This is a genomic window from Gardnerella lacydonensis (assembly GCF_048545055.1).
GTDB classification, from domain to species: Bacteria; Actinomycetota; Actinomycetes; order Actinomycetales; family Bifidobacteriaceae; genus Bifidobacterium; species Bifidobacterium vaginale_C.
The window spans coordinates 38,868-54,264 of the sequence record NZ_JBKQXT010000004.1; the positions used below are offsets into that span (position 1 = coordinate 38,868).

Here is a 15,397-nt window from a genome sequence, read left to right on the forward strand (position 1 = left end):
CATCAGCATAGGCAGGTGAGGAAACGAATACCCCCCCCCCCAAGCACCATTGCACCAGCTAGCATTGCAGCGCAAACACTCTTTGAAAGAACTGGCTGAGAATCAGCCCCAACACCAGAATAAACGCCAGAATAGTGCTTAACTACACGAATCTTCTTAGACATACTCTTACTCCATTATCTTTTTCTTTGGATTAATGCGCCAACCAGACCACAAAATCCATATAACTATGCAAGGCATATTTTACTAATTGTTTTATACAATTTAAGATTAATTCGTATGATGAATTTTATGTGATTTATACACTCAAACCGTGCGAACGTCTTCGCTTGCGTTGAAAGCACACCGTGCTTTCAACCTTAAGCAATCTCAGCGCTCCGAATTGCCTTTTCGCGCTACGCTATTCCTCACGGCTATTAGTAGCCGTTCGGCTGATTTGGCTCATAAAGTCCACTGGACTTTACATTTGAGCCAAATCACGCTTTGAAGGAGCTTGAAATGCGTTATGCAATTTCAAGCTCAGTCAAAGCGCTCATGCAGATTGTCGCGCGCGTTTGTGCAAACCATTGTGAGAATCACGCGAACTGTACGAATCACGCGAACGTCCGCGTCCTCTGCTTCTTCCTCTGCCTCTGCGCTTTGGCTGCTCTGGCTCTGGCATACTCCAGCCCTCTTGCAAATCCGCCAAATCCCCAACAATTTCTTGCAAAACAGGCGAATCTGGCTTAACGTCTTCTGCCTTAGCATGAATTCCAGCGCGTCGAAGCATAGTGTGCGCCATGCGCTTTTGATTCGGCAACACAAGAGTTACAACATCGCCAGACTCCCCAGCGCGCGCAGTACGCCCAGATCTATGCAAGAACGATTTTGGATCCTCTGGAGGCTCGGTTTGCACCACAAGCGCCACATCGCTAATATCAATGCCTCGAGCCGCAACATCTGTAGCAACTAGAACGCGCACTAGCCCATCAGAAAACACAGCCAAGTGCCTATCTCTCTGATTCTGAGACAAATTTCCTTGCAAATCGACGGCTGGAATACCCTGACTAATGAACTTTTTAGCCATGTTCTTAGCTTGGTATTTTGTGCGAGTAAAGAATATAGAGCGTTTTTTACCAGACGCTAATTTGCGCAGAACCTCATACTTATCTCCTGCAGACACTCCAAACACATGATGAGTCATTGTATCTACCTGAGAATCCGCATCATCCACAGCGTGCACAACAGCATTCGGCAAGAAGCGATTTACTATAGCAGCAACTTGCTTATCCAAAGTTGCAGAAAACAGCATTCTTTGACCATTAGGATTTGTCTGCTCTAAAAGCCTTGTTACAGCTGGCAAGAACCCCATATCAGCCATTTCGTCAGCCTCATCTAAAACACTGACTTCTATGTTTTCAAGCGTTAATGCGCCTTGTTTTAGTAAATCTTCTAATCGCCCTGGGCACGCTACTATAATCTGAGCACCCTGCTTTAACGGAGCAATTTGCCTCTGATATCTTACTCCGCCGTAAATAGTAACAGTATGCATCCCATATGCTGCTGCAAGAGGAGCAATCACCTCATCAATCTGATGCACAAGTTCTCGCGTAGGAGCCAAAATCATCGCATGAGGTGCTGGAATATTACTATCTTCGCGATTTTTGTTTTTTCTAGAAGTACGACCAGAATTTATTAAATCAACAAAGTTTTCAGCCAATCTTGCTACAAGAGGAATCGAGAATGCTAAAGTTTTACCACTTCCTGTACGCCCTCTACCAAGTATGTTTGCACCTTGCAAAGAGTCTGACAGAGTGGCCTGCTGAATTGGGAAAGCCGTGTTTTTGCCGTCTGCACGCAAAACGTTAACCAATGGTTCTGGAACGCCAAGCTGTGCAAAAGTAACATCATCACTATAGTTTTCTCGAGATTCCACAGCTGTATCTGGAATCATTACGGAATTTTTTGTAATTTCCAGATTTTTCTTTATTGAAGACTCAGTATCAATAGTCGTCGGTTGCTGGCGACTTGTCTGGTGCCTATTGTGGCGACTATCTCTGCTCTTCTTCATATTGCGATTGTCAAAATCAAAATCGCGCTTTTTTAAATCGCGTTTGCCAAAATCTTGTTCAGCTTCTTGAATTGCAATCTCTTCATATTGCAAAGCCTTTTCACGAGCACGACTTCTAGCTTTGTCTGCCTTGCGATTACGTGCTTTACGCGCATTAAATTCGTTATTCTTACGATTTCCCTGATATTCAAATGGGTTTCTATTAGACTTATAGCCTTTTTTAGAAAAATTCTTATTAGCTCCCTGACTTACAGCAGATTTTTTACCAGCAGATTTTTTACCAATAGATTTCTTAGCACCTTGCGTTTTAGCAGACGCAGCATAATGAGTATGTGGCACAATAGCCTTTCGTAAATTACTTCAACATAGTTGACTATATAATGTTGACAATGCGTAATTACGAACATTCAAAGGCACAATTACAAATGTAATTGCACAAAATTAATCTACAGACTGCAAAGCAGCAAAAGTGCGCAAAACAAGCAAACCGTGAATCGCAAGCATAAGACGCGCAACTTTAATGTGTAATCACTACAAAGTCATGAACTAACTGAGCCTAACACAAGCCCCACACAATACGCAATAAGTAATGAAATACTGATCTACAAGCTACTCTTCTTCCAAAGAATCTATTGTAGGAGCAAGAACCAAATTTTTAACAAGCTCACGCGTACGAAGCTGAGAATCCGCATCCAGACAATCATCTGTAATAACAGTATCCACTTGGTCGAAGCGAGCAAACAGTGAAAGCGATGTGCAAGTCCATTTAGTGTGATCTGTTAAAATAATCGTACGATCCGCAATATCCATCAAAGCCATATCTGTAGCGGCTTCAAGAGAATTAGGCATTAGGAATCCACGAGGCAGGCTCACGGAATGAGTGCCCAAAAACACGGTGTTTACACGCAAAGACGAAACAACCTTATCCGCAATAGGACCAACCAGAGAATTAGATCTAGTAATAACTCCGCCAGTAACAATAACCTCAATATCTTTAGACTCAAGCGCCTGAACAAGCTCTGCAACAGGAATCGAATTGGTTAAAATCGTAATACCAGAAGCTCTACGAGACTCAAGTAGATGCTGAGCAAATACATAAGCAGTGGTGCCACCACCAATAGCTATAACATCTCCAGGCTGAACATAATCCACAGCTTTGCCGGCGATTGCGTCCTTTAAGCCCATATCCATCTGCGACTTTACCGAAAACAGAGGCTCAGAAAGAAGAGTGTTAGTTGTAACAGCACCACCATGAACTCTTTTTAAAAGACCTTTGTCTGAAAGCTCCGCGATATCCCTACGAATAGTCATCGCCGAAACACTTAGCTCTTTAGAAAGAGCAGTAATACGCACAGCCCCTCTAGTGCGAAGACGGCTTAAAATCAACTGCTGACGCTGAGAAGAAATCATGTGAACATTATCGCACAACTAAACGCAAAAAACAAACTCAAATGAGCGTTTCTATGTGAAAAACGTTAGGTAGTTAACAAAATTCATGCAAAATATTGCAAAATTCAACAAAACGAACAAATGATTATAAAAAAACATGACACTATGTTCCCGCGTTAGCTCACGTATTAAGTGTAATTTTGAAAACGAATGCGTGAATCTACTCATTTCCTTCTTTGCTGTTGCGCGATTTTCCTATTTAGCGTTGCGCGAGGGCTGGGTGTTTCTTGTCTCACAACGCTCCGCCTTTTACGTGTTGTCTGGTGTTGCGGTTGTTCCGTTTTGTCTTTGATTTTGTTTTTGGGTTGAAGTTTGTTTGTAGTGGTTGATCATTGGATTATTTGGTATCGGCTGCCGCTCTTATACTGTTCGACCAAGAATCACCCAGTCCTCTTACAAGTCTGAACAATTGCGTATTGCTTAATCACCGAGATTCTCGATTTTTCTTGCTCTCTCGGCGAGTCACCACCTTCGGTGCTGAGGCTCGCCTCGCTAGCTGCGAAAAATCTCGAATCTCTACCGCACTTGACGCAATCAATACACAAAGCTAGTAAATCAGTACTGATGATGCGTGTGATCGTGCATAACGTCTTTATGCTCCGACGCATGAGGAATATGCAACACGCGCATACGATCAATCGCCTTACGCGCAAGCTGATGAGCAGAACCAGCCCCATCACCTTTAACCCCAAAAATCACAATTAAAGCCATAACAGCCGTAATAATCGCACTAATTCTCAAAGTCCATTGAACACCAAAAATGCTGGCTGCCAAATTATCTGCAGAACCAACTCCAGTAAGCATATGATGCCACTGAGTAAAAGTAGCCATAGTAACAACAAGTACTGGAGCACCAATAGCACCCCAAAGCTGTCTCATTGTATTAGTGACTGCAGAACCATCGCCCAACTCACTAGGTTGCAAGCAATTTAAAGACCATGTTGTAACAGGCATAAGCAAAAATCCCATGCCGATTTGTCGAGTAAACTGCCAGATTGAAATCCACCAAATCCATGTGTCTTTGTCGATAAGGCTCATCATAACTGTGCCAAAAAGCAAAATAAGAGAGCCTGCCATTGCTACAGGTCGCACACCAAAACGATCGAGCATACGCCCACCAAAATATTGCGAAATTGCCATTCCAAACGCGCCAGGCAACAATACCAGACCACTCATAGTAGCTGAAAAACCACGATCTGATTGAATATACAGCGGAATAACCACCATAATTGAGCTGAACGCAAAGAATGTTAAACATGCGCAAGCGGTGCCAATCGTAAAATAGCGATTCTTCAACACGCTTATTCCAAGCAGCGGCTGCTTTCCTTTAACTCGCGCACGCAATTGTCTAATCACAAACCACGTTATTCCACATGCTCCAACAACCATAGGTGACCACGAAAGCGGATTTGAAATGCCATAAGACTCAATGTCTGTGAAACCAAACATAACTCCACCAAAGCCAACAATTGAAAGTCCAACGGAGAAGAAATCTGCTTTGGCAGAGCGGTCATGTTCACCGAAATTATGTAGGAAAAATATGGAAAGAACAATAGAAATTACGCCAATAATTGTAAGAGATAAGAATATAGAACGCCAACCGTTAAAATCAGTTTGCATACCACCAACTGTTGGTCCAATTGCTGGAGCAATACTCATTGCCATACCAACGCTACCCATAGCCATTCCTCTACGAGTAACTGGGTATACAGAAAACACAGTAATCTGTAGAACAGGCCACATAACTCCAGTGCCAATAGCCTCTAGAGTTCGCCCAGCTAACGCCATAATAAAATCATTACTCAGCCATGCCATAACTGAGCCTAGAGTAAAAAGAATCATGGAAGTAATAACAATTTGACGAGTAGAAAATCGTCTAGTCAAAAATGCTGTTAGCGGCACCATAATAGCCATAATCAGCTGAAAAATAGACGTAAGCCATTGTCCCGTAGTAACACTTATGTTAAACTCACGCACAATAGTAGGTAATGCAGCCGTGAGCTGCAATTGCGCAAAATTGCCAATAAAAGTTATAAAAGTTAAGATCGCCAAAGAAACCAAGGCTGCGCGAGTAAGACGATTGTTTTTATACGCTTCTTCACCAACAAGAGCATGACTAAGTTTAGACAAATCTCCAAAAGGCTTGCGTTTGGCAGACTCACTAACAAAATCATCACCCTTATTAAACCATGATTTTCTAGGCAATATTGTCACTTAAATTTCCTTCCATAATCACACAACACGCATAAAATAATCAGCGATTATCGTAAAACCAAGAAACATACTTGACTCTACGATAATCGCTTCAAAACAAATCTATAAGTCTACTCTATGAGTCTGCGCGTCTATAAATCTATAATTCTCACAAACTTACAATTGCCGCAAAATTCATAATAGTAGCAAGTATAATACAAATCAGTAGCTTCTATGAGACAACCAATGCCTGTAAGCACCCTGAATGGAACCGTAACGACCATTGCAATAATTCCAGAACCAACGAAGCTGAGTCTGATAATTAGTCGCCCAGTCAGCACCCATAGAAGACATCTTCCTTCCAGGAAGAGCCTGAGGCAAACCGTATGCACCAGAAGGATTCATAGCGTTTACGCGCCAACCTGATTCATGTGAAATAATAAACACTGTAGCAGTAAAATCAGCCTCGCTATAACCGTTAGAAAGAAGCCAAGAATGCGCCCACTCCTGCATTTCACCAGCAGGAACTGTAGTACCAATAGAAGATGCAAAATCTGAATCTACGCTAGCTCCACCTGTACCAACAAGAATGACCTTATCTTTTGGAGCTTGCTTAACAAACGATACAAAAACGTTAGACGAAACAACTTTATCACCTGCGCGAGTAACAATCTTACTTGTTTCCATCACGCCAGGAGCACCCTGATCCTTAACCTTTTCTGTGCCCTTTGGAAGAGCTGCAGTTTCCTTCTTAACCGTGTTAAAAGCAATCGGTTCATCAGAAGTTTCAAGCTTTGCGCCTGCACGCTTAATGGTGATAACTGTCGATTCGGTTACCTTGGAATCAAGTGCAGGCTCTACAACATCATTAGGCTCAAGAGTAATATCTCCAGCTTCTAGAACAGACTTAACGTTTGTAAAATCCGTGCCAAGAACAGTACGATGACTCCCATTGATATTCACAGTTATGTAAGAAGTAGCGCCTTTTTTAACACTTTTAAGCGAATTACGATACGTGCCACGCGAAACCTGATTAGCGGAATCTGTAGCAGAATAAGCAGTTATGTAAGGCTTCGCAGAATGATTCTTTGATGCCGAATAAAAGTTCCTAGACGCAATACCAAGAGTTACTACAGACACAAAACCAACAAAAATCGCTACAATTCTTGCCCACTGACGAACACTCAATGAGGTAAGTGTAACAGTTTTCCTTCGGTGACTTGTCATAACTCTCCTTGGTAGAAGTTAATGCACAAAGCGTAAATCTAAAAATAAATAATCCTCATACAGCTTTTTGCACAAAGTATATATAATTGTAGACTCATGCAAAGAGAATGGCTTAAAATCAAGGTTCTTACTACTATTCCCCATCATTTTCAGATTCACTTGATTCGCTGCCAGAATTACCTTCAGCATCTTTACTAGGATCGTAAGCCTTAGCTTGATTGACTAAATCTTCTAAATCGGCTGGCAACAAAGCCCCAGCTTGACGATAAATAACATCTCCACGTTTGATAACCATAACCGTTGGAACAGCCTTAATCGCCGCAGCACTTGCCAAATCAGGAGACTGGTCTATGTCTACCTTAACGAATGGAACATCGTCAAACTTTTCGCTAACTTGTTCAAAAATAGGACCAAAAGCTCGGCATGGTCCGCACCAAGTTGCCCAAAAATCAACAACAACTATTTCATTAGTACCAGCAATTTTCTCAAAATTATCTTGCGTAGCATGAATAACCGCCATTTTTACCCCTTTTAGTGCAATCACTTATTCATGCCATTATATATGTATCTGTCGCCTTGCGGCACTAGGCTAGAAAACATGCTTGATATCCAATTTATTCGTGAACATGCCGACGTAGTTAAGGAATCGCAGCGCAAGCGTGGCGAGTCCGTTGAGCTCGTCGATGAGGTGCTTCGTGCAGACGACTTGCGCCGCAACAGTTTAAAGGCTTTTGAAGCAGCCAGAGCAGAGCAGAAAGCAATAGGAAAAAAGGTTGCAGCTGCTCAAGATAGCGAGAAAGCCACACTTATTACTCAGACTAAAGAACTTGCTCAAAAGGTTGCAGAATACAAAGCTGAATCTGAGCAGGCTACTGCCGACTACACTACAGCAATGTGGAAGCTTTCTAACATCGTTGAAGATGAAGCTCCAGAAGGCGGAGAAGATGACTACGTTGTAGTTAAGAAAGTTGGCACACCTCGCGACTTTGCTGCAGAAGGCTTTGAGCCAAAGGATCATTTGACTCTTGGAACTGGCGTTGCTGGAATTGATATGCGCAGAGGCGTAAAGGTTGCAGGCTCTCGCTTCTACTTCTTGCGCGGTGCCGTGGCTCGCTTGCAAATCGCAATGCTTACTATGGCTGTAGATCAAGCCGAAGAGCACGGTTTTACCCTTGCAATTACTCCAACGCTTGTGCGCCCAGAAGTTATGCGCGGAACTGGCTTCTTGAATTCTCACGCGGATGAGATTTACCGTTTGCGCGAGCCAGATGATCAGTATTTGGTTGGTACTTCAGAGGTTGCGCTCGCTGGCATGCACGAGGATGAGATTCTTGACTTAAGCAATGGTGCTTTGCGCTATTGCGGTTGGTCGAGCTGCTACCGTCGTGAAGCTGGTGCTGCTGGAAAGGATACTTCTGGTATTATTCGCGTGCATCAGTTCGATAAGGTAGAAATGTTCGTTTATTGCAAGCAGGAAGATTCTCGCGCTGAGCATCAGAAGTTGCTTGGTATGGAGCAGGAAATGCTTGCTAAGGTGGAAGTGCCTTACCGCATTATTGATACTGCTGCTGGTGACCTTGGTTCTTCTGCCGCTCGTAAGTTTGATTGCGAAGCTTGGGTTCCAACTCAGGGCCGTTACCGTGAGCTTACTTCTACTTCTAACTGCACTGAGTATCAGGCTCGCCGCTTGAATGTTCGCGAGCGCATGGAAGATGGCGGAACTCGCCCAGTTAGCACACTTAATGGCACTTTGGCTACTACTCGCTGGCTTGTGGCTATTTTGGAAAATCATCAGCATGAAGATGGTTCGATTGATATTCCAAAGGCTATGCAGGCTTATATGGGTGGCAAGGAAGTTATTGAGCCTACTAAGTGGGAAGCGTGACTTTACTATAGTTTGAGTCTAAATTTTGTATCTTGACACGCGAGATCATTTAGTTTAGTATCAAATAATCTTCTCCTTTTGGGTTATATGTCAAAAAGTGTATAAAACTGTTCTGATGTATGTTCTTGAAATAGAATTTAGTCAGTTTAGTTTCATACACTTTTTGATGTATAGCTCTTTATTTTTATTTATTTTTATTAATTTATATTTTGCATTCAGTGAGCAATAAGTGGTGCTACTTGCGATTCGTAAGCGCGCAAAGCCATATCAATCACATTGTGCATATCGTAATAGCTGTAAGTGCCCAAACGTCCACCGAAAACAGTGTTAGGCTGCGCCTCCGCAAGCTCTGCATAGCGCGCATACAAGGCTTTATCTTCCTCCGTGTTCACTGGATAATACGGCTCGTCGTCGCGAGTTGCAGCGCGAGAATACTCCTGCCAAACCACAGTCTCCCCAGCTTTTACGCTTTTGCCCGGCACAAAAGTTGCGCAATCGCCAGCTTCACCACTAGCAACGCCTTCAACCTCCTCGCGCTCTGGATTAAAGTTCTTAAACTCAATCGCGCGCGTAAATGGCACATCAGCATCCGAATAGTTCATAACTGGGCAGCCAAAGTGGTCATTCTCTTCGTAACGCACTTCCTTAAAGTCAACGGTACGCCACTTTAACTCGCCAAGCGCATAATCAAAATACCTGTCCACTGGCCCCGTGTAGACCACTGGCACTCCAGCTTCCACCAGCGCGCGCTTGTTAAACGGCTGCGATTCGTCGAAAAAGTCTACGCCAAGCGAAACGTGGATACGCGGATCGTCAATCATTCTCTGCATCCAAGCAGTGTACCCATCCGTTGGCAAGCCTTCCCAAGTGTCTTTAAAGTAGCGATTGTTGTAGTTAAATCGCACAGGCAATCGCTTGATAATTCCAGCAGGCAGCTTAGAAGGATCCGTTTGCCACTGCTTTGCCGTGTAATTCTTAATAAACGCTTCGTAAAGCGGCCGCCCAATTAAGCTAATGCCTTTATCGTTCAAATTCTGCGGATCTTTGCCAGCAAACTCCCCCGCTTGGTTTGCAATAAGCGCCTTTGCTTCTTCTGGCGTGTAGTGCGCGTGGAAGAACTGATTAATTGTACCTAAGTTGATTGGCAACGAATACACTTCGCCGTCGTGAGTTGCGTAAACGCGATGCACGTAGTTAGTAAACGTTGTAAAACGATTCACGTAATCCCACACGCGCTTATTGCTTGTGTGGAAAAGATGCGCGCCATACTTGTGAATTTCAATTCCTGTTCGCTCGTCAAAATACGAGTAAGCGTTGCCGCCAATGTGATTACGCACGTCAATAATCTCAACGCGAGCGCCAGCGCGTTCTGCAGCCTGCTGAGCTACAGTTAAGCCAAACAATCCTGCTCCAACAACCACTAAATCTGGGTATTCGCTCATTTTCCTACTCATTTCTTGCTTTCTGATTTGCACTTACTCTTCGATTTTTAATTGCATTACTTCATATTTTTAATTGCATTACTTCATGTTTTTGATTTTGTAATCGTAGATTATTTTTTCAAGATTTCTCACACACGCCATCGTAAAACATTGCGCGCGCTGTAAAATCGTAAGCTTTTTAACAGCTGATTTAGCAAATTCTACGTCTTTAGCATAATTTTTTTCGTATATTTTTTGGATTTCTGCGTCGCTACTTTCCCCACTTTTCAGCGCACATCGCTCATACCTTAAGTTTCCAACCATTGTGTAGTAGCTTCTTGCTGGCACAACGTTGTGTTCTAAGCACAAATCCCAATTTGCTCGCACAGCGTCAATATGATCGTGATAAAAGCCCGCGTCTCGCATTTTATGCGTTACGGAATCTGCGCGTTGCAGCCAGTAATACAGCACTGCGTCCACATGTGCCACGTAATTCATGCGCGAGTACAGCACGCTTGCCATCGCCGTGTCTTGCGCAAACTTTCCTTCTGGGAATCGCACTCCCTCCCAGATTTCTCGCTTGTACAGCCTGCACCAATTCGCTTCGTTAAAGTAGCGCGCTTCGCTGTTTTTGCCCAGCTTGTTTCCGATTATTCTAAATATTTTGCAAAATACAGTTTGATACGCTTTTAGAGGATTTTTTACGATTTTTATTTGAGGCATGTTTTCTAAACGTGCGATTGCTTGCGACTTATCCGCGCTCAAACCACGTGCACCCAAACCAGCTTCTTTTTTAATCTGCTCTAAGCTACTTAGTCCAAATTGACGCCATTTTGCTTTGCTCATACTAGCTCCGCTTTGCAAAATAGCGTTTAGAAGAATCTCAATATTTTTGCAATCTAGAATATCGTCATTGTCTGCAAACGCTATAAATTCGCCACTTGCCGCATCAAGCCCTGCGTTTTGTGCGCGAGATATTCCGCCGTTTTGTTGGTGTATTACTTTAACTCGCGAATCTTTTGATGCGTAGGAATCGCAAATTTTGCCAGAGTCGTCTTTGGATCCGTCGTCTACTAAAATCAGCTCTATGTTTTTGTAAGTTTGCGCAAGAATCGAGTCCACGCATCCACTCAAATATTTTGCAGAATTGTAGACTGGCACGATTATAGAAACTAGCGGATTTTCGTTTTTAGCATAATTTTCCATTGCTATCATTGCTATCCTTTCAAACCGCGTTCTGCTCTGCTTTACAAGATGAGATTTTGCGCATTTGACGAATCTTTTGCTGCCCATCCTTAAATCCGCGTATCATTGCGCGAATTTTCGCAAATTTATTCTTTTCCCACAGCGCAACGAAAATCATATCTCGCACAACTGCACGCAACGACTTAGCATACGAGTATGTTCCCATTTTGTAATCCACTACTTGCATATTTCGCGCTATGTAATACTTGCGATTTGCGTTGTGATTCCACACGATTGGGTGTTTTATAATCAAGTTTATTGAGCGCGCTTTGCCGATTTGGTGTTCCATTATAACGTTTTGGCACTCTACGATTTTCCACCCTGCTCGCACTAGTCGCCTTGAAAAGTCGAAGTCTACTCCGTCGATTTCTAGCCATTCGTCAAATCCGCCGATTTTCTGCCACGCTTCTACGCTTGTTAAGCTTCCAGACGTTATGCATTCGTCTTCGTGGCATTTGCTGTGTAAAATCGTGCCGTCTAAACGGTTTTTTAGCAAAGAACATACAATTGCGATTTTTGAATTTTTTGCATTTTTTTGATTTACAAGATTTCCCTGACTTTCCAGGATTTTCTTGTATTCGCTAATCATGTTGCTTGGCACAACAGAATCGTCGTTAAGCGTTAGCACCCAGTTGAAACCTTGCGATTTTGCCCATTCAAGCACTTGCGTTAATGCTTTTGCAAAACCAATATTTTGACTGTTTTTAACTAAAGTCACGTTTGCGTATTTGCTTACAACTTCTTGCAAACTTTTAACATTTTTAGACGCATTGTCTACGATTACTACGCGCTCTACTTGATTGCATAGCGCTTCTAAACACGTGCTTACATCTATTAAAGTTGGATTATAGGTGATTATTCCAGAACAAATACGCATGTTAGTCCAAACTGCGATTCTTGCTGCCGATTTTCACCCAACATTTGCTCACAAAACCAACAATCAAGTTTGTAAAACGCTTGAGTATTACAGAAAGCACAAGAATTACCACAAACTCTGCGATTAGCAATCCGTACGCCTGCCAGCGATTAAGCCACGTAGGGTATATTACTGTAAACACTTGCATTATTAACACATGGTGTACCAAAAAAATCTGGTACGAATACGCGGATATAAACTTTGTACACGCGCTTAATGGCTTAAAACTTTTAACAAGTTCGCCAATATAAGAAAGCAGCAAAAATGCTAATATTCCTACAATCGTAACGGCAATATTTCCTTGTAAAGCATGCGTTAATTGTTGCAATGCAAGAATCACAAAAGATATTGCAGCAAGCCAATGCGGCACTTTTTTTATGAACTTTACAAAAATCATGCCAAATACTAATTCTGGCAATCTTGTTGTTAAAAGAATATCAGACGGAACTCGTGGAATCTGGTAAAAAGTAAAGAACACAACTGTTGCAGCGTATAGAGCCATCACAATGCAAACAGTTGCTATTGGCATTTTGTTTACGCCAACTCTTAAAAGTGGAAACACTATGTAAAACAGTATTATGAACCCTAAGAACCATTCGCCTAGAACATAAAAAGTTCCTACACCGAATGCAGAAGCATAACCATCCATTCCAAAAAGCGAAAAAATTGCTGTTATTTTATGCCTTGGTACAAAAATATATCCATTATTGCGAATAAACAGTAAAATATTCGCCACTATGAATGCTACCCAAAACATTGGGTATAGTGTTTTTGCGCGCTTTGTGTAGAATGTGCGCAAATCCAGGCTTTCTCTATCCCCGTAGTTGTACATAAGAGCAGCGCCAGAAATAATCAAAAATAGCGATACTCCTAATCCACCAATGTAGATTCCAAACGGTCTATTTACAAAGAACCGCATTGGCTCCAAATATGGATTGTTGAAATGAGTTACCACAATCAAAATCGCAGCTATTGCGCGAATCCAATCCAAGTAGAAAAGTCGCGGTTTTCTTGCGCGCGTAAGATTTGCTGCAGCTGTATTTACGCTTATATCACTCATCTTCTTTACCTTTACGACCAATGTGCACAATTCTTTGACCTATGTACAAAGTCTTATAAAATACGCGCTTTGCAATACTTCTTAACACTCTTAAAGCAGCGTAACGGAATCGCTTTCCGCGCATTACTTCCCTACAAGTTTCTTCCAAATTGCGTTTAATCCATGGCGTGCTCACAGATTTTGTGAGTTCTCGAACATCGAATTCTAGATTCGTCATTTCTATTCGTGCAAAGTGGTCCGAGAATATGTATGCGTCATAATATCCGTTGGCTTGCGGCACATACCCATATGCTCGCTCTATAAAGTGCAACAACGTTCCGTCTATTTTTAGCGGTTCTGCTGGAAAATCTTCGTAAGTCCACTTTCTATCCAATAGCCCGTGCAGTGCTTTCGTGCGGAACCAGAACATTGTTCCAAGAGGAGCTATAGCGTCTTTGTTTTCGTCTAACGGAACGCTAATTCCTAACGTTTTTTCTAGGAATTTCTTCGTGCCTTCAAAGTTTGGACCCCAAGTGTATGTAAATCCTGGGAAGTAGTCTGCGTGATTTGGCGGCGTTGGCATTGCCATTCCAAGTCGCGGATGCGTTTCAAACAGATTTATAACATTTTGCACATACTCTTTACTTGCAAGAATATTTTCAAAACACTTGTACGCGAATCCGTCGCCTATGCTTCGAGGAGATAATTGCGTGACTTTTTTATCGTGAGCAAAGCATACGTAATCGTACTTCATAAGATCTGCGCCGCCGCCCACTAAGAATGCGCTCACATCTCTACCGCGATTTTCAATTAACCGCACGTCTACGTTATATGGAAGATGTTCCACACGCTGTTTCACGATTTGCTGGTTTTCTTTCGATCCTACAGTTAAAATAACGTCACATCCTTGCGGCATGGATTGAATATAGTGCAAACTTTTATCTAGCAAATCCATGTAATACAAGTGCATAAACAACGCGACTTTTGGCTTATCCGTAGATGTTGATGTAGCTGTTGACGAGTTTTCTACAACATGATTTTGCGGCAAAATGTATCGCAAATGAAGATTCTTCATCAAATCTGCCATATTCATGCTTCGCAAAGCATTTTCCCAAATCAAATCCGTGTTGTAATCTGTGTGGTCTTTCAAATACTCGTATAAGTCTAATGCTTGGTTTCCAACAGATTGCGTAGAAACGTCGGAGTAGTCGTGGAAGAAAGACCTGCGCTTAAAAATCGGGCATCGCTTGTATTCCACAATCTGCCTTGCAGCATACGTTATTGGGCCATAAGAATAGCCTTCTAAATCACTCGTATCAACGTATACAGACCACTTGTAACCCTTATCTGCAAATCGCTTTGTAAATACTGATTCATGCAATCCAACCGACTCAAAGTAGCTGTTGATTGGTGGAAGATTGTTCCAATAATCCTGAAAATCTTTGGATTGAATAAAGCTTTTTCTGTATGCGTGGAAATGCGATTGAATATGCTCTGGCAAGTATCCGTATGGGCTGTAGCCAAACGGGTCTCCATTAACTTTATGGAACTTTGTTATGCCCCAAAAATCAAGGTCTTTTGCGTTCATAGCGTTAAACATTTCGCTAAACGGATAAACTGGACCCATAATCGTAGCGTTAAATAACACTACTTCGTCAAACTTTTCCAACTCTGCCCAACCGTAAGAGTCCATTGCGGTTTTGTACGCCCACACGTCAAAACCCTTGTTTTCGCGCAAAATAAACTTGTTCGCATAGCTTTTAAGCATCGACTTACTTGGCTCGTCGATTTTGCCGTTTACTACGATCGCAAGCTCGTTAAAGAATGGTTTGAATCCGTCAAGCAGCGTAGACACATAATGGTCTGCGTGACCTTGCGCATCGTAGAAGAAGAAAATGCCCAAGCGCTTTGGATTTTCCAAAATCATGTTATCTCCTGATTTACCTTTAATTATCCTTGATTATTCTATTGT

12 protein-coding genes are annotated in these 15,397 nt (G+C 42.4%); 1 reads left to right on the top strand and 11 read right to left on the bottom strand.

From position 1 onward, the window contains the following. Positions 1-2 precede the first annotated feature (2 nt). The 6 genes from ACJV45_RS05155 to trxA all read right to left on the bottom strand — a co-directional run bounded on the left by ACJV45_RS05155 (position 3) and on the right by trxA (position 7,439). Positions 3-164 (bottom strand): hypothetical protein, encoded by a 162-nt coding sequence (locus tag ACJV45_RS05155; protein WP_347343772.1) that lies wholly within the window; start codon positions 162-164, stop codon positions 3-5. 368 nt (positions 165-532) lie between these two features. Further along, positions 533-2,389 carry a DEAD/DEAH box helicase gene (locus ACJV45_RS05160; RefSeq protein ID WP_419397797.1) on the bottom strand — a complete coding sequence of 619 codons (1,857 nt, stop codon included), beginning with the start codon at positions 2,387-2,389 and terminating at the stop codon, positions 533-535. Positions 2,390-2,659: 270 nt separating this feature from the next. Next, positions 2,660-3,460 (bottom strand): DeoR/GlpR family DNA-binding transcription regulator, encoded by an 801-nt coding sequence (locus tag ACJV45_RS05165; RefSeq protein ID WP_004125528.1) that lies wholly within the window; start codon positions 3,458-3,460, stop codon positions 2,660-2,662. A 594-nt stretch (positions 3,461-4,054) separates the two neighbouring features. Further along, the gene (locus ACJV45_RS05170) at positions 4,055-5,713 is read right to left on the bottom strand and encodes an MDR family MFS transporter (protein ID WP_419397798.1); all 1,659 of its coding nucleotides are present in this window, start codon (positions 5,711-5,713) and stop codon (positions 4,055-4,057) included. A gap of 201 nt (positions 5,714-5,914) precedes the next feature. Further along, the gene (locus ACJV45_RS05175) at positions 5,915-6,919 is read right to left on the bottom strand and encodes an aggregation-promoting factor C-terminal-like domain-containing protein (RefSeq protein WP_004125533.1); all 1,005 of its coding nucleotides are present in this window, start codon (positions 6,917-6,919) and stop codon (positions 5,915-5,917) included. 133 nt (positions 6,920-7,052) lie between these two features. Then, positions 7,053-7,439: a thioredoxin gene (gene trxA / locus ACJV45_RS05180; RefSeq protein WP_019261321.1), complete on the bottom strand. Its 387-nt coding sequence runs from the start codon at positions 7,437-7,439 to the stop codon at positions 7,053-7,055. A 78-nt stretch (positions 7,440-7,517) separates the two neighbouring features. On the opposite strand from trxA, the gene serS reads away from it, so the two are divergent. After that, positions 7,518-8,804 (top strand): serine--tRNA ligase, encoded by a 1,287-nt coding sequence (gene serS / locus ACJV45_RS05185; protein WP_419397799.1) that lies wholly within the window; start codon positions 7,518-7,520, stop codon positions 8,802-8,804. Positions 8,805-9,019: 215 nt separating this feature from the next. On the opposite strand, the gene glf is transcribed toward serS, so the two are convergent. The 5 genes from glf to ACJV45_RS05210 form a co-directional block, all read right to left on the bottom strand. Then, complete coding sequence (glf, locus tag ACJV45_RS05190; RefSeq protein ID WP_419397843.1) at positions 9,020-10,246, bottom strand: UDP-galactopyranose mutase; 1,227 nt, start codon at positions 10,244-10,246, stop codon at positions 9,020-9,022. A 78-nt stretch (positions 10,247-10,324) separates the two neighbouring features. After that, positions 10,325-11,431 carry a glycosyltransferase family 2 protein gene (locus ACJV45_RS05195; protein WP_419397844.1) on the bottom strand — a complete coding sequence of 369 codons (1,107 nt, stop codon included), beginning with the start codon at positions 11,429-11,431 and terminating at the stop codon, positions 10,325-10,327. A 19-nt stretch (positions 11,432-11,450) separates the two neighbouring features. Further along, positions 11,451-12,347, bottom strand: coding sequence for a glycosyltransferase (locus ACJV45_RS05200; RefSeq protein ID WP_419397800.1), 897 nt, complete (start codon positions 12,345-12,347; stop codon positions 11,451-11,453). A 1-nt stretch (position 12,348) separates the two neighbouring features. After that, positions 12,349-13,446, bottom strand: a complete 1,098-nt coding sequence (locus ACJV45_RS05205) for an acyltransferase family protein (protein ID WP_419397801.1) — start codon at positions 13,444-13,446, stop codon at positions 12,349-12,351. Further along, positions 13,439-15,352, bottom strand: a complete 1,914-nt coding sequence (locus ACJV45_RS05210) for a rhamnan synthesis F family protein (RefSeq protein WP_419397802.1) — start codon at positions 15,350-15,352, stop codon at positions 13,439-13,441. Before ACJV45_RS05210 ends, ACJV45_RS05205 begins: the two co-directional genes overlap by 8 nt. Positions 15,353-15,397 lie beyond the last annotated feature (45 nt).

Excerpts from the sequence above, each read along its gene's own strand:
- ACJV45_RS05155 (WP_347343772.1), bottom strand. The coding sequence starts at position 164 with ATGTCTAAGAAGATTCGTGTAGTTAAGCACTATTCTGGCGTTTATTCT.
- ACJV45_RS05210 (WP_419397802.1), bottom strand. The coding sequence starts at position 15,352 with ATGATTTTGGAAAATCCAAAGCGCTTGGGCATTTTCTTCTTCTACGAT.
- ACJV45_RS05175 (WP_004125533.1), bottom strand. The coding sequence starts at position 6,919 with ATGACAAGTCACCGAAGGAAAACTGTTACACTTACCTCATTGAGTGTT.
- ACJV45_RS05195 (WP_419397844.1), bottom strand. The coding sequence starts at position 11,431 with ATGGAAAATTATGCTAAAAACGAAAATCCGCTAGTTTCTATAATCGTG.
- glf (WP_419397843.1), bottom strand. The coding sequence starts at position 10,246 with ATGAGCGAATACCCAGATTTAGTGGTTGTTGGAGCAGGATTGTTTGGC.
- ACJV45_RS05165 (WP_004125528.1), bottom strand. The coding sequence starts at position 3,460 with ATGATTTCTTCTCAGCGTCAGCAGTTGATTTTAAGCCGTCTTCGCACT.
- ACJV45_RS05200 (WP_419397800.1), bottom strand. The coding sequence starts at position 12,347 with ATGCGTATTTGTTCTGGAATAATCACCTATAATCCAACTTTAATAGAT.
- ACJV45_RS05205 (WP_419397801.1), bottom strand. The coding sequence starts at position 13,446 with ATGAGTGATATAAGCGTAAATACAGCTGCAGCAAATCTTACGCGCGCA.
- serS (WP_419397799.1), top strand. The coding sequence starts at position 7,518 with ATGCTTGATATCCAATTTATTCGTGAACATGCCGACGTAGTTAAGGAA.
- trxA (WP_019261321.1), bottom strand. The coding sequence starts at position 7,439 with ATGGCGGTTATTCATGCTACGCAAGATAATTTTGAGAAAATTGCTGGT.